Raw genomic sequence first — 14,772 nt, 5'->3', positions numbered from 1 at the left:
GGAGCGGACGGTAGCATTTCGCCCGTGCCCAGCGACGCGTCCCGTGACCCGGTGCGCGCCTGGGCGGACAGCGGGATTCCCCACCTCACCGGTAGGCCCGACGGGCCGCCTCTCATCCCGCCCGGCACCGCAGCTGTGCGGGCCCGCGAACTCGCCGACTGGATACACCTGGCCGCCGACGGCGCCGTGCGGGTCGACGGCGCCGCGCTTCTGGGGGAGCGGGCGGCGCACACCGGGCACCGTCGCAGCGGCGTCATCTCCCCGGGCGGGTCCGGTCGTCTGCTGCCGGCCGCCGACGGGTGGGTCGCGGTGAGTTGTGCCCGGCCCGACGACCCCGCCCTGCTGGGCGCCCTGGCGCAGCGCACGGTCGGTGACGACCCGTGGCCGGCGCTCGAGGACTGGGTGGGCGGACACTCCCGTGCCGAGTTCGACGAACGCGCGAGGTTGCTGGGCGTCGCCGGCGGTGGTGTCGCCGCCGCCGGCGACGTCCCCGCGGCCGCACAGGGTGCATTGCTGCCGCGCGGAACCCCCCGATCGGTCGAGGGCATGCTCGTCGTCGACTTCAGTGCGCTGTGGGCCGGCCCGCTCTGCGCCCATCTCCTCGGCCTGGCCGGTGCACGGGTGGTCAAGGTCGAGACACCGCAACGCCTCGACGGCGCCCGCCGCGGGAACGCCGACTTCTACCGACTGCTCCACGGGGGGCACGAGTCGGTGGTCCTGGATCCTGCGGTGCCCGCCGAACGCGCTGCGCTACACCGTCTCGTCGAGGCCGCCGACATCGTGATCGAGGCGTCACGCCCGCGGGCCCTGCGCGGATTCGGGCTGGACAGTGCGGAATTCGTGGCAGGCGGCACCACCTGGGTCTCCATCACCGCCGCGGGTCGCGGTTCTGACCGCATCGGTTTCGGTGACGACGTCGCCGCCTCGGCGGGACTGGTCGCCGAAGATGTCGCCGGGCCGATGTTCGTCGGAGACGCGATCGCCGATCCGCTGTCCGGGCTGACCGCCGCGGCTCTCGCGATGTGTGAGACCGGATCAGCCGGCGCACTGTGGGACGTGTCGATGCGCGCGACGGTGGCCGCGACCCTCGACGATGAACCCGCACCCACGGCTCGTCGAGACGGACACCGCTGGATCACCCACTCCGACTACGATTCCGGGCCGATCGAACTGGCGCGTCCCACGCTACGGCTCCCGACCTCCGACGCCCCGCCGCCGGGGCGCGACACCTCGGCGGTGCTCGCGGGGCTGGGGATGTCCCGGTGACCCGCCTGGTGTTTCGCGAGGTGTCTCTGCCCGAGGGCATCCGGGATGTCGCCGTCGACGACGGGATCATCAGCGCCGTCGGCGAGTCGCTGCGGTCGCGGGACGCCGCGGTCATCGACGGGGCCGGCGGTGCACTGATCCCCGGCCTCCACGACCACCATCTCCACCTGCATGCGCTCGCGGCCGCGTCGGCGTCGGTGCGGTGCGGCCCACCGCATGTCACGAGTCCGGATGAGCTCGCCGCCGCACTGGATACGGCCCCCACCCGCGATTCGGGCTGGATTCGCGGTATCGGATACGTGGAAACGGTTGCCGGGCTGCTCGATTCGGTTGCCCTCGATCGGCTCCACGGTCGCCGTCCCGTTCGGCTCCAGCATCGCAGCGGGGCGGTATGGTTTCTCAACTCCGCGGCGGTCGACGCGGCGGGCCTGGCGTCGGGCGACCATCCCGGCATCGAGCGCGACGCCGCGGGCAAACCCACCGGCCGGGTGTGGCGTGCCGACACCTGGCTGCGATCGCGCGTCGGTGACGGGCACCCACCCGATCTGAGGCCGGTCGGCGAGACCCTGGCGCGGTTCGGGATCACCGGCGTCACCGACGCCACGCCCGATCTTCCCGGGGACACCCTGGACCACCTCGTCGCCGCGCATCGCAACGGCGATGTGCCCCAGCGCCTCCACCTCCTCGGCGTCGGGCCGGACACCGTCACGGACCTACCGCCGACGGTGACGGTGGGGCCGTACAAGATCGTGCTGGCCGATTCAGGCCTCCCCGATTTCCCGTGGTTGTGTGACCGAATTCGTGCGGTACACGACCGCGGGCGCGGGGTCGCCGTCCATTGCGTGACGCGCGAGTCGCTGCTCCTGCTGCTCGCCGCCATCGACGAGGTGGGCGCCCACCCTGACGACCGCGTCGAACACGGCGCGATCATCGCGCCGGAGACGGTGAACGAGCTGAGCAGACGCCGGCTGCCCGTGATCACCCAGCCCGGCTTTCTCACCGATCGCGGCGACGACTTCCTCGACCGTCTCTCCGCATCCGATGTGCCGGACCTCTACCGCTGCGGATCACTTGTGCGGCAGCGAGTTCCACTGACACTGTCGAGTGACGCCCCATACGGGCCGCTCGACCCGTGGACGGTGATCGCCGCCGCGGCGACCCGGATGACCCCCGGCGGGCGCGTCGCGGGGCGTGCCGAACGGATCGATCGGGCAACCGCTCTGGAGCGCTGTCTCGCGCCGTTGGACGCACCCGGATCGGCGCCGCGCACCGTGACCCCGGGACGCCCCGCCGATGTCGTACTGCTCGACAGACCGCTGCAGAAGGCGTTGGACACCGGATCGGAGTCGGTGCGCTGCACGATGATCGGCGGCCGCATCACCTACCGGCGGTGAACTCTCAGCCGACGCCGGGCACCGGGACCTGCGCGCCGGTCACCGCACTCGAGGCGTCGGAGACCAGGAAGGCGATCGTCTGCGCGATGGTTTCCGGCGACACCCAGCCCGAACGCGACGAGTCCGGCTGACTCTCGCGGTTGCCCGGGGTGTCGATCACCGACGGCAGGATCGCGTTGGCCCTGATGCCGTCCCCCTTGTACTCGGCGGCGAGCGCGCTGATGAACGCCCACACAGCGGCTTTCGAGGTGATGTACCCGGCCGCGCCGGAGAAGGGCGCGAACGCCGCCTTCGCCGACACCCCGACGATCGAACCGCCACCGGACTCGATGAGTGTCGGTATCGCCGCGGCGGACAGCAGATACAGGGGCCGGAGATTGAGTTGCAGCAACCGCTCGAACTCGGCGATCGGGGTGGCGTCGACACGCTCCCCCATCGCGAATCCGCCCACCAGGTTGACGACCGCGGTCACCGGGGCGGCCGCGTCGGACGCCGCCGCGGCCACCACCTCACCGACCGACTCCTCGTCGAAGAGGTCGGCACGCAGGGTGACGAGCCGGTCGGAGTCCGGCAGGCGGGTCAGCTCGTCTTCGGCGACCCACGGCACCACCACGCGCCACCCGTCGTCGAGCAGCTTCGCGGTGACCGCGGACCCGAGTCCGCCGGTTCCACCCGACACGATCACTGTCCCCGTCATCGCACTCCATCCCGTTTGTGCTGCTCACCGGCACGACGCCCGCCTGCCGCGCCGCTGACACTACTGTAGTTGGTTGAATGTCTGTATTGATCTCACCGATTGGAAACCACAGCGCCGATGACCGCGAACACCACCGCCGATGCACCGGAATGGTTCCGCGATGCAGTGGCCACGCCGCCCGACTTCGCCTCGGTCACGGTCGACGGAGCCCGCATCACCTACCGCTGCTGGGGTGAACCCGGCGCACCCGGCCTTCTCCTCGTGCACGGCGGAGCCGCGCACTCCGGCTGGTGGGATCACATCGCGCCCCGCTTCGCACCCGTCCGCCGGGTCGTCGCTCTCGACCTGTCGGGCCACGGCGACAGCGGCTGGCGGACGTCCTACAGCCTGGCGGCGTGGGCGGACGAGATCGCCGCGGTCGCTGCCGCCGGCCGCGCGCAGGAGAACGCAGTTCTCGTCGGACACAGCCTCGGTGGCCTCGCCGGCATCCGGGCGTCGCTCGACCACCCAGGCCTCGTCGGCGACCTGATGGTCGTCGATTCCCACATCGTCGACGCCGCCGGCCTCGACGAGATCCAGCGCAACCACCGCGACGGGATCTCCCGCGCAGACAAGCACTACCCGTCGAAGGAGGCGGCACTTCAGCGATATCGCCTCGTCCCCGACCATGCGAGTCTCGGGTACGCGAAAGACCACGTGGCCGAGCACTCGGTCGTCCGCGACGAGCACGGGTGGCGGTGGAAGTTCGACCGCGGCTTCGCCGACGAGATCGTCGACCTCCCACCCCGCCCGCCCCGCACCTGCCGGCTGTCGGTGGTGTACGGCGAACACGGTGTGATGACGGCCGAGATGGCGCGGCAGCTCGGAGCCGACCTCGACGCCCCGCCACGGATCGTCGAGTTATCCGACGCCGGCCATCACATCCCGCTCGAGCAACCCCTGGAACTGATGGCTGTGCTCGACGAGGTGCTCCGCGAGCAGTCCGATCGGCTCGACCTCCGGCAGGCCTGAGACGCCACCCGCCTAACATGGTCGTCGATGACCGACGACCGGACTCCCGAGATCAGCGACACCGGCTCCCGGGAACGAGGACCGTCACCGACCCCCTCCCGACCCGGACGCAGCGACACATTCGCGTCGCTGCGCAACGCCAATTACCGGATCTACTACGGCGGCATGGCCGTGTCGATGACCGGATCGTGGATGCAGGCCACCGCACAGGCCTGGCTGGTGTTGTCACTGAGTGGATCGGCGTCCGTCCTCGGACTGGTCGTCGCGCTGCAGGCCCTGCCGGTGCTGCTCATCGGCCCGTACGCGGGAGTGATCGCCGATCGCGTCGACCGTCGTCGCCTCCTGATCGCCGTGCAGGCCATGATGGGACTACTGGCGGCGATACTCGCCGCCATCACCCTCGCCGGTGTGGTGCAGGTGTGGCACGTGGGGATCCTCGCGGTTCTCCTCGGCCTCGGTCATGCATTCGAACAACCCGCCCGCCAGGCCTTCATCCATCAGATCGTCGGCATGGACCTCATCCGCAACGCCGTCACCTTGAACTCGGTGCTGATGAACGCGGCACGTGCCGTCGGTCCGGCCGTGGCCGGCATCATCCTCACGCTGGTCGGCGCCGGCTGGTGCTTCACGATCAATGCCCTGAGTTTTGTCGCCGTGATCGCCTCGCTCGTAGCCCTCGATGCATCGCGGATCACCCCGGAATCACCGGTCGCCCGCGCCAAAGGCCAGCTGCGCGAGGGGCTGACATACGTGCGAGGCAACCCCGCATTGTGGATTCCGCTCGCCACCATGGCGCTCGTCGGGTGTTTCGCCTACAACTTCCCGGTCACGTTGCCTGCGGCCGCGGATTTCGTCTTCGACGGTGGTCCCCAGGCATTGGGCTTCATGACGTCGGCCATGGGGGTCGGTGCGGTGTTCGGTGGGCTGGTGGTCGCCGCCCGCGGCACCACCGGCCTGCGCCCACTCACCCTGGCCGCCATCGGTTTCGGTGTCACGCTCGCGGTGGCGGCCTTGGCCCCGAATCTGCCGACGGTCATCTGCGCCCTGTTCCTGGTGGGCTGGCTCAGCGTCACATTCATGTCCACGGGGAACGCCACCCTCCAACTCAACGCCGACCCACAGATGCGGGGCCGGGTGATGGCGTTGTGGTCGGTCGCGTTCATGGGGTCGACACCGATCGGCGGCCCGATCATCGGCGCGATCATCGAAGCGACCAGCGCCCGTGTCGGCCTCGCCGTCGGGGCAGCCGCGTGTCTGGTCGCGGCGTTGATGGCCTTGCTGGTGCATCGCCACACCCAGGCCCGCACTGCCGCGACCCGTTAGACGAGCGGACGACCCAGCCGGCTCCGCAGACGGACGTCCCACAGGAGCAGGCGAAAGCCGATCTGGGACAACCGCAGTGGCTTGCGTCGTTCCTGCTCGACGAGCTGCGCGACGTAGGCGTCGAACCACCGCTGGTCCTCCTCGGTCCACTCCACGCGGAGTGCGTCCCGGAACGGCTGAGGTAGATAGCCGACGGTTCGTCGCAGTTTGACCGGCCCGTACTTCCCCTGGACCCATTCGGGCGCATAGCCGAAATTGGCGATGTCGAGCAGAAAATCCCTGATCTCGTCGCTGATCTCGATGCGCGACACCTGGTCGTCCCAATACGCGGTGAACTCGTCGCGGGTCGCGGGCCACGCCTCGGCGGGCATCTGCAGCGTGGTGCCGCAGACCATGCCCTGCTGATAGAACCGCTCCCGGTCGTGACCGGCGAGTGGCCCGTGGACACGCTCGTAGATGTCCTCCCAGCCGAAGTACAGGCAGGCCGCGACCCACAGCTGGAGCTCCGGATTCATCGCGTTGTACTCGACCGGGCTGTCCGGTTCTGAGCGGACCTGTGCGTGCTGACCGTTGACGGCCTGCCGGTAGCGGCGGCGGTCGTCGGCGTTGCCCATCATCGCGACGGCGAGGTACGACGCGGTGGTCCGCGCGCGCTTGATCGGATGCAGGTCCAGTCGCCCGTTCTCGACCTTGCTGCGCGCGACGCCGTACCCGACTGCGGGGTTGGCGAGCTGCATGATGACGTTGGTCGTGCTCATCGTCTGCCCCATCGACAGCAGCGACCGCGCGAAAAAGCTGCTGTCCAGGTTGTCCATCTCCACCCGCGACATGCGGTTCTCGCGCTGCGTCATCCCCACCCCATCTGATAACGAATGTTGCCTGATGGGTCTCAGGCTAGTGGCTTCCAACCGCCGCGGTCGGCAAAAGACGCAATCCGCTCCCCGGGGAGGTTCCCCGAGGAGCGGTACATGCGTCCCGCAAGCGGGTCAGCGCACGCGGATCAATAGGTGTAGAAGCCGCGCCCGGTCTTGCGGCCGAGGCGACCGGCGTCGACCATGCGACGCAGCAGGGCCGGCGGCGCGAGGTGCGGTTCGGCGAACTCCTCGTACAGCGAATTCGCCGCTGACAGCGTCACGTCGAGACCGATCGTGTCGAGCAGCGTCAGTGGGCCCATCGGGTAGCCGCACCCGCCCTTCATCGCCGTGTCGATGTCCTCCGCGGAGGCGTATCCGGAGTCGTACATACGGATGGCCTGGCACAGGTACGGGATGAGCAACGCGTTGACGATGAAGCCCGACCGGTCACCGGCGTTGACCGGATTCTTGCCCAGGGCGTCCTTGACGTAGGCGGTCACCGCGTCGGCGGTCTCGGGGGCGGTGGTCAGCGTTGAGATGATCTCGACGAGCGGCATCACCGGCACGGGGTTGAAGAAGTGGACGCCCACGACCCGCTCGGGGGTCGTGGTGGCCGTCGCGACCTTGATGATCGGGATCGACGACGTGTTGGTCGCGAGAATGGTGTTCGGGCCGGTCGCCTCCTCGAGGTCGGCGAAGATCTTCCGCTTGAGCTCCTCGATCTCGGGTGCGGCCTCGATGACGAGTTCGCGGTCGGCGAGGTCGGCGTAGTCGGTGGTGACCCGCAGACGACCGAGTGCCGCGTCGGCGTCGGCCTGCTCGAGCTTGTTCCTGCTCACAGCCTTGGCCAGGGACTTCTCCACCCGTGACCGCGCGGCGTCGGCGAACTCCTGTTTGACCTCGACGATGACGACATCGCTGCCGGCTTTGGCGCACACCTCCGCGATGCCCGCTCCCATGGTGCCTCCGCCGATGACGCCGATCTGTTGCACAGTGAACCTCCGATTCGAGTTGTCAGACAAACGGTAGCCTCCTCGCCGCGCACGCGAATCCGGTGGTCCGCCGACAACGGCGACGCCGACCCCGCGGACCGCGCCCTCGCGGACGGGAGGAGGTTTCGACGAATTCGCGACATCGTCTCAATCCGCCGGTTAGCGTGACTCAGATCACTATCGGGAGGACTTCGATGACGATGTCGCGCCGAGGGACACTCAGACGTCGGATGCGCGTGGCGACGTGCCTCGTAGCGGGCGCGACGCTCGTCTCGTCGATGACGGTGGGCGCACCCGCGAACGCAGCCACCCACTACTTTCCCGACATCTCCGAGGTGTCGGTCCCTAAGGCGGAGTGCGGTCCGGGGTCACGTCCCGAACCCGGACTGCAGGGCGACGTCAGCGCCGAAGACCGCCTGTCCGGGCGTAGCACTCGTGGCTACCACTGCAACCTGACGAAGCTCGGGAATGTGACCGGCGCCGGCGGCGGCATCGTGTCGGCCTCCTTCGAACACTGCAGTTACACGGGAAGCCTCTTCCCGGGCAACAACTTCGTCCCCCAGCCCGGTGTCCAGGTGATCGACGCCAAGGATCCGCGGAAGCCGCGAGTGGTCGGATCGCTCACCGACACCGCCATGCGCGGCGGCACCTGGGAGACGTTGAAGGTCAACAAGAAACGCAAGCTCCTCGCCGCGACCGGCGTGCCGTTGCTCTGGGGCGCAGGATTCTTCGCGGTCTACGACATCTCCGACTGTGCCCGCCCCAGGCTCCTCAACGCCCGGGGCGGCGGGCTCGCCTACCCGATTCCGTTCACCTCGCACGAGGGCGGCTGGTCACCAGACGGCCGCACCTACTGGGCGTCGGGCCTGTCCCCCGGTCACCTCAGCGCCATCGACGTCTCCGATCCACGGAATCCGCGCGTCATCTGGCAAGGCCTGCACAGCTTCATCGGCCACGGCTTCGGGATCACCCCGGACGGCAACCGGATGTACCTGTCGAACATGGCAGGCATCACCGTCCTCGACATCAGCGCGGTACAGCGCCGGGCGCCGTATCCGCACGTCCCGCATGTCGCCGCGTACCTGTGGCCCGACGGTCAGATCAACCAGCACTCGATCCCGATCACCTACCGCGGCCGCCCGCACGTCATCACCGCCGACGAGGGAGGCTCGGGCGGCGTCAAGATCTTCGACGTGACGCGTGTGAACAAGCCGCGCTACGCAGCCCAACTCAAACTGGAGATCAATCTCCCCGAACACCTCGACACCCAGTTCCGGTCGTCGATGGGTGGTTCGGTCTTCGGCAGCAACCCGCACTACTGTGCGGTGGACCGCCAGGTCGATCCCACCGCGCTGGCGTGCGCATGGGAGTCCTCGGGTATCCGGGTCTTCGACATCAGGGACCTCTCGACGGTCAGGGAGATCGCATATTACAACCCGCCCGCCCAGAAGGGCTCCACGGTCGTGAGCCGCCCCAACTCCCCCCACGTGCTGGGGTCCGCGGTCGGCGTCCCGGCCATCGAATTCTTCAGTCTCGGTATGGCTCTCGTGAACGGTCGGGCCAAGCTGCATGAGATGGTCGGTCCCCGGATCGGCATGGTGGTCGGCGGTGACATGTCGACCGACTGGTGTTTCTCCCCGCCGGAGTTCCACGGCGACAAGATCTTCACCACATGCTCGGACGGCGGGTTCTACGCGCTCGAACTCAGCCCGAGCGCCTACACCCCACCGCCCGACCAGAACTCCTTCCTCGGATGAGTGGCCGACTCCCACCTGCGTGGCTCCGGATGGCGGGGGCCGCCTCGGTGGCCGTACTGCTGCTCGCCATCGGCGTCGTCGTGGGATCGGCCTGGTCTCCGCTGTCTCCGCACGACGACGCGAAGGCGATGAACCCCGCCGACATCGGTTTCGCCCAGGACATGTCGACCCACCACGACCAGGCGATCCTGATGGCCCGCAGCATCGTCGCCGCGCCCGGGGTGGACCCCGAGATCCGTGGGCTCGCGGACAAGATCCTCGTGGCCCAAACCGCAGAGGCCGCCACGATGCGTGGGTGGCTGCAGTTCTTCGGGCACCCCATGAGCTCCGACTCACCCATGTCCTGGATGCCGACCGACTCCCACGGCCATCATGCCGACCGTCCCCCGCAGGGCGATCGTCCACCGATGCCCGGGTTGGCGAGCATCGACGAACTCGGACGCCTGACCACTCTCGTCGGCCTCGACGCCGAGAAACTGTTCCTGCAGTTGATGATCCGTCATCATCAGGGCGGACTGTCCATGGCTCAGGCCGCCTACAACGACGATCGGGCCGGGCCGGCGACGAAGCAACTGGCCCTGGCGATGATCGGCGACCAGGGCAACGAGATCGGGCAGATGCTGATCCTCCTGAAGGACCGCGGCGCCGGGCCCCTGCCGACCTGACCGGACGTCGACGGTGCGTCAGCGCCTCCGATGGACCTCGCCTCCGACGCCCAGACGTCGATCGACGTCTGCCAGTCGAGCCGAAGTCCACCGGAGGTCGCGGCGGCGACGGCTAGTCGGTCTGGCGATGCAGGGTGAACATCTCCCAGACCTCTTTCTGGTCCACGGCCCACGGGTCGTACACGAACGGCGCATGCCGCATCGCCATCCCCGCCTTGCGCGGCGTGCGGTCGGCCTTGAAACCGTTGCAGGACTTGCACGCCGCGACCTGGTTACCGAAGGTGCTGGGCCCGCCCTGCGACACGGGCACGATGTGGTCGACGGTGTCGGCGGGACCATCGCAATAGGCGCAGATCCATTGGTCACGCCGCAGGATCGTCGCGTTGGATGCGTAGGAGTCCATCGTCTTCCCCGCGAACGGCCGGTAGGCGTCCCGCTTGATCGCCACCACCTTGTGGATCGGCAACGACACCGTCGGGGAATGGACGACGCGCACCAACGGGGTGCCCTCGACGTTGCGCGCGACCTCGGTGGTCAACAGGACCGCGGCACGACGCCATGTGACGCGCGCCAGGATCTGCAGTCCGGCGTTGGTGACAAAGATGGTCATGACAGCTCCTCGATGCGTGGCGAGTGAACGCGCCGACCATCGAGGTTCACGACCTCAGGAACTGGTGACGCGCGATGTGATCGGTTCCGATCCGCCGTGGGTTTCTGACCCGTACCGGCAGTCGAATTCGGTCATCCGCCACTCGCAAGCGAATGCCCTGCTTCCCATCGACATCTGCGTCACCTCCTCTCGTGATCTGGCCTGCTCTTTCGCCACGATAACCGCGCTCCGGGGGACCTGCCACCGTTTATGTGCGGCGTGTTCGGAAGTTCACCCAGTTCACACGGGCTGTTTGCACGACTTTTTCATCGTCTCTCGGCGTGAGATCCCCGCCCGGGGGCCTCAGGGCTGATCGTCGAAGATGTCGGGCAGATCGGCCGACACGGTGTTGGGATAGGTTGCGGGCCGCTTCTCCAGAAACGACATCACGCCCTCGTAGGTGTCACCGGACTGTCCGCGATGGAAGATCGCGCGGGAGTCGGCGTGATGGGCGTCGAGTGGGCTGGGTGCGCCGGCCATTCGCCAGAGCAGCTGCCGGGTGAGGGCCGCCGAGACGGGCGCACTGTTGGCGGTCATCTCCCGCGCGACGGCGATCGCGGTCTCGACCACCTTGTCCTTGGGCACGACCTGCTGGATGAGACCACGTTCATGGGCTTCGGCGACGGGCACCATCTTGGCGCCGATCGTCCACTGCAGGGCGGTCGGCAGCCCGACGAGGCGCGGCAGGAACCAGCTCGACGCGGCCTCCGGGACCAGCCCGCGAGCTGCGAAGACGAAGCCGAACTTCGCATCCTCGGAGGCGATCCGGACGTCGGCGGGCAGCGTCATCGTCACGCCGACACCGGCCGACGGTCCGTTCACCGCCACCACGATCGGCTTCAGGGAGGCGAACATCCGCAACGTGAGCTTGCCGCCCTCGTCGGCGGGGATCTCGTCGGATTCGACCGTGGTTTCCCGGCCCGCTCGCTCCGCTCCCGGCGCCGACGACGACGCGTCGAACGTCGATCCCCCTGCCTCGAGGTCGGCACCGGCGCAGAATGCTCGTCCGGTACCGGTGAGCACCACCGCGCGCACGGTGTCGTCGGCGTCGGTCTCGTCGAACGCGGCGCGCAGCTCCTCACCCATCTGCACGGTGAACGCGTTCAGGCGATCGGGCCGGTTGAGGCGGAAGATCGCGATCTCCCCGTCTCGCTCGACGGTGATGGTGGGCTCGTCCTGCGTCGCCTTACGGCCGACCGCTGATGTATCGCTCGTCACACTCGCGATGCTATCCGGCGCTACGCCAGAAACGAACAACGGCGGCGCCACCCATCTCGGGTGACGCCGCCGTTGTCGGTTCAGTCAGGTCAGCTCGCGTCCGAACCGCCGTCGCCTGCCTTGGACAGTTCGACCGGAGCCTCGGGCACCATGCGGGGCCGCTCCGAACCGGTGAAGGTGAACTTGGCGTCGTCGCCCTCACCCTCGCCGTCCCAGTTCTCCACGTCGACGAGGACGATCTGCCCGGCAGCGATGTCGCCGAACAGGATCTTCTCCGACAACTGGTCCTCGATCTCGCGCTGGATGGTGCGACGCAGCGGGCGTGCACCCAGTACCGGATCGAAACCACGCTTGGCCAGCAGCGACTTCGCGCGGTCGGTCACCTCGAGAGCCATGTCCTTGTTCCGCAGCGCACCTTCCACACGGGTCAGCATGAGGTCGACCATCTGGATGATCTCGTCGCGCGTGAGCTGGTGGAACACGACGATGTCGTCGATGCGGTTGAGGAACTCGGGGCGGAAGTGCTTCTTCAGCTCGTCATTGACCTTCTGCTTCATCCGGTCGTAGTTCGACTTGGTGTCGTCACTCGAGGAGAAGCCCATCCCGACGGCCTTGGAGATGTCGCTGGTACCGAGGTTCGAGGTGAAGATCAGCACGGTGTTCTTGAAGTCGACCGTACGACCCTGACCGTCGGTGAGACGGCCGTCCTCGAGGACCTGCAACAGGGTGTTGTAGATCTCCGTGTGGGCCTTCTCGATCTCGTCGAACAGCACCACCGAGAACGGCTTGCGACGCACCTTCTCGGTGAGCTGGCCGCCCTCTTCGTAGCCGACGTAGCCGGGAGGCGCACCGAACAGACGTGAAGCGGTGAAGCGGTCGTGGAACTCGCCCATGTCGATCTGGATGAGTGCGTCGTCCTCGCCGAACAGGAAGTTGGCCAGCGCCTTGGACAGCTCGGTCTTACCGACACCGGACGGGCCGGCGAAGATGAATGAGCCCGACGGACGCTTCGGATCCTTCAGGCCGGCACGGGTACGCCGGATGGCCTTGGAGACCGACTTGACCGCCTCGTGCTGCCCGATGATCCGCTTGTGCAGCTCGTCCTCCATGCGGAGCAGACGGGTGGTCTCCTCCTCGGTGAGCTTGAACACCGGGATACCGGTCCAGTTGCCCAGGACCTCGGCGATCTGCTCGTCGTCGACCTCGGCCACGACGTCCATGTCGCCACTGCGCCACTGCTTTTCGCGCTCGGCACGCTCGGCGACCAGCTGCTTCTCCTTGTCGCGGAGGCTGGCGGCCTTCTCGAAGTCCTGCGCGTCGATCGCGCTTTCCTTCTCCTTGCGGGCGTCGGCGATCCGGTCGTCGAACTCACGCAGGTCTGGCGGCGCGGTCATCCGGCGGATACGCATGCGCGCACCGGCCTCGTCGATGAGGTCGATCGCCTTGTCCGGCAGGAAGCGGTCGTTGATGTATCGATCGGCCAGCGTCGCGGCCGCCACCAGCGCGCCGTCGGTGATCGAGACGCGGTGATGCGACTCGTAGCGGTCGCGCAGACCCTTGAGGATCTCGATGGTGTGCTCGACCGACGGCTCGCCGACCTGCACCGGCTGGAAGCGGCGCTCGAGTGCGGCATCCTTCTCGATGTACTTGCGGTACTCGTCGAGGGTGGTGGCACCGATGGTCTGCAGCTCACCGCGGGCCAGCTTCGGCTTGAGGATGCTGGCGGCGTCGATCGCGCCCTCGGCCGCACCCGCGCCGACGAGCGTGTGCAGCTCGTCGATGAACAGGATGATGTCGCCGCGGGTGTTGATCTCCTTGAGGACCTTCTTCAGGCGTTCCTCGAAGTCACCGCGGTAGCGGCTGCCCGCGACCAGGGAACCCAGATCGAGGGTGTAGAGCTGCTTGTCCTTGAGTGTCTCGGGGACCTGGCCGTTGACGATGGCCTGCGCAAGACCTTCGACGACGGCGGTCTTGCCCACACCGGGCTCACCGATGAGCACCGGGTTGTTCTTGGTGCGGCGGCTCAGGACCTGCATGACCCGCTCGATTTCCTTCTCCCGGCCGATGACCGGGTCGAGTTTGCCCTCGCCGGCGGCTGCGGTCAGGTTGCGGCCGAACTGGTCGAGGACCAGCGAGGTCGACGGCGTGCCGGATTCGCTGCTGCGACCCCCGGTACCCGCCTCCTGCGGCTCCTTGCCCTGATAACCGCTCAGCAGCTGGATGACCTGCTGGCGGACGCGGTTGAGGTCGGCGCCCAGCTTCACCAGGACCTGGGCGGCGACGCCCTCGCCCTCGCGGATGAGGCCGAGGAGGATGTGCTCGGTGCCGATGTAGTTGTGGCCGAGCTGCAGGGCCTCGCGCAGCGAGAGCTCCAGCACCTTCTTGGCACGCGGGGTGAACGGGATGTGCCCCGACGGCGCCTGCTGGCCCTGGCCGATGATCTCCTCGACCTGGCTGCGGACACCTTCCAAGGAGATCCCGAGCGACTCGAGCGCCTTGGCGGCCACGCCCTCGCCCTCGTGGATGAGGCCGAGGAGGATGTGCTCGGTACCGATGTAGTTGTGGTTGAGCATCCGCGCTTCTTCTTGGGCCAGAACCACAACCCGTCGCGCGCGGTCGGTGAACCGTTCGAACATTGTTCTCCCTCACATTGCTAGCGCCCCGGCCGCCACGAGGACCACGTCGATGTCCCGGTGGGACACCTGGTGCGGATGGACGACGACCAGCCTGCTTCCACTCTAGAGGTCGCCTTGGGTGCACCTGCAGTTAACGCCCGTGCACGGTGCACGGATCCACTGCTGCGGCGGGGATGTGCACTGTACAACTCCGCTGGCCGGGGAGGTGTTCCCCTCTCAGTACGCCGAGAGCGAACGGACCCCGCGGGGCGGCCCCATGCCAGATCGCCGATGCGCCGGATCGACCGGGTATCCGCCCGCGACGGCCCCC

At 68.0% G+C, this 14,772-nt stretch carries 12 protein-coding genes; 6 read left to right on the top strand and 6 right to left on the bottom strand.

The features are described 5' to 3' along the window. Positions 1 to 24 precede the first annotated feature (24 nt). Both H1R19_RS03705 and H1R19_RS03700 read left to right on the top strand, forming a co-directional pair. A complete protein-coding gene (locus H1R19_RS03705) occupies positions 25 to 1,266 on the top strand; it encodes a CoA transferase (RefSeq protein WP_219850601.1) in 1,242 nt (413 codons plus the stop codon). Continuing rightward, entirely contained in the window at positions 1,263 to 2,660 is a 1,398-nt protein-coding gene (locus tag H1R19_RS03700) for an amidohydrolase family protein (RefSeq protein WP_219850600.1), read from the top strand. The genes H1R19_RS03705 and H1R19_RS03700 overlap by 4 nt, the downstream gene beginning before the upstream one ends. Before the next feature lie 4 nt (positions 2,661 to 2,664). Here the strand turns inward: H1R19_RS03700 and H1R19_RS03695 are convergent, their stop codons facing one another. Beyond that, positions 2,665 to 3,357: an SDR family NAD(P)-dependent oxidoreductase gene (locus H1R19_RS03695; RefSeq protein WP_219850599.1), complete on the bottom strand. Its 693-nt coding sequence runs from the start codon at positions 3,355 to 3,357 to the stop codon at positions 2,665 to 2,667. 117 nt (positions 3,358 to 3,474) lie between these two features. On the opposite strand from H1R19_RS03695, the gene H1R19_RS03690 reads away from it, so the two are divergent. After that, the gene (locus tag H1R19_RS03690) at positions 3,475 to 4,368 is read left to right on the top strand and encodes an alpha/beta fold hydrolase (RefSeq protein ID WP_188329477.1); all 894 of its coding nucleotides are present in this window, start codon (positions 3,475 to 3,477) and stop codon (positions 4,366 to 4,368) included. A 27-nt stretch (positions 4,369 to 4,395) separates the two neighbouring features. Further along, complete coding sequence (locus tag H1R19_RS03685; RefSeq protein WP_219850598.1) at positions 4,396 to 5,691, top strand: MFS transporter; 1,296 nt, start codon at positions 4,396 to 4,398, stop codon at positions 5,689 to 5,691. Here the strand turns inward: H1R19_RS03685 and H1R19_RS03680 are convergent. Both H1R19_RS03680 and H1R19_RS03675 read right to left on the bottom strand, forming a co-directional pair. Beyond that, positions 5,688 to 6,542, bottom strand: coding sequence for an oxygenase MpaB family protein (locus H1R19_RS03680; RefSeq protein ID WP_219850597.1), 855 nt, complete (start codon positions 6,540 to 6,542; stop codon positions 5,688 to 5,690). The two genes, H1R19_RS03685 and H1R19_RS03680, sit on opposite strands and share 4 nt — an antisense overlap. Before the next feature lie 149 nt (positions 6,543 to 6,691). Beyond that, on the bottom strand, positions 6,692 to 7,537 hold the full coding sequence (locus H1R19_RS03675; protein WP_219850596.1) for a 3-hydroxybutyryl-CoA dehydrogenase: 846 nt from the start codon (positions 7,535 to 7,537) through the stop codon (positions 6,692 to 6,694). Between the two features lie 278 nt (positions 7,538 to 7,815). Here H1R19_RS03675 and H1R19_RS03670 point away from each other — a divergent pair, with 278 nt between their 5' ends. Then, entirely contained in the window at positions 7,816 to 9,294 is a 1,479-nt protein-coding gene (locus H1R19_RS03670) for an LVIVD repeat-containing protein (RefSeq protein ID WP_219851513.1), read from the top strand. After that, positions 9,291 to 9,959, top strand: coding sequence for a DUF305 domain-containing protein (locus tag H1R19_RS03665; RefSeq protein ID WP_219850595.1), 669 nt, complete (start codon positions 9,291 to 9,293; stop codon positions 9,957 to 9,959). Before H1R19_RS03670 ends, H1R19_RS03665 begins: the two co-directional genes overlap by 4 nt. 112 nt (positions 9,960 to 10,071) lie before the next feature. On the opposite strand, the gene H1R19_RS03660 is transcribed toward H1R19_RS03665, so the two are convergent. The 3 genes from H1R19_RS03660 to H1R19_RS03650 form a co-directional block, all read right to left on the bottom strand. Next, positions 10,072 to 10,569, bottom strand: coding sequence for an HNH endonuclease (locus tag H1R19_RS03660; protein WP_188329472.1), 498 nt, complete (start codon positions 10,567 to 10,569; stop codon positions 10,072 to 10,074). 342 nt (positions 10,570 to 10,911) lie between these two features. Beyond that, a complete protein-coding gene (locus H1R19_RS03655) occupies positions 10,912 to 11,826 on the bottom strand; it encodes an enoyl-CoA hydratase-related protein (protein WP_219850594.1) in 915 nt (304 codons plus the stop codon). A gap of 89 nt (positions 11,827 to 11,915) precedes the next feature. Then, a complete protein-coding gene (locus H1R19_RS03650; protein WP_219850593.1) occupies positions 11,916 to 14,462 on the bottom strand; it encodes an ATP-dependent Clp protease ATP-binding subunit in 2,547 nt (848 codons plus the stop codon). Positions 14,463 to 14,772: the final 310 nt, after the last annotated feature.

Origin of the sequence: Gordonia jinghuaiqii (assembly GCF_014041935.1) — a bacterium.
In the GTDB taxonomy this organism is placed as follows: Bacteria; Actinomycetota; Actinomycetes; order Mycobacteriales; family Mycobacteriaceae; genus Gordonia; species Gordonia jinghuaiqii.
The sequence above is the reverse complement of the archived record's forward strand: the minus strand, read 5'-3'. Positions and strand labels throughout refer to the sequence as shown.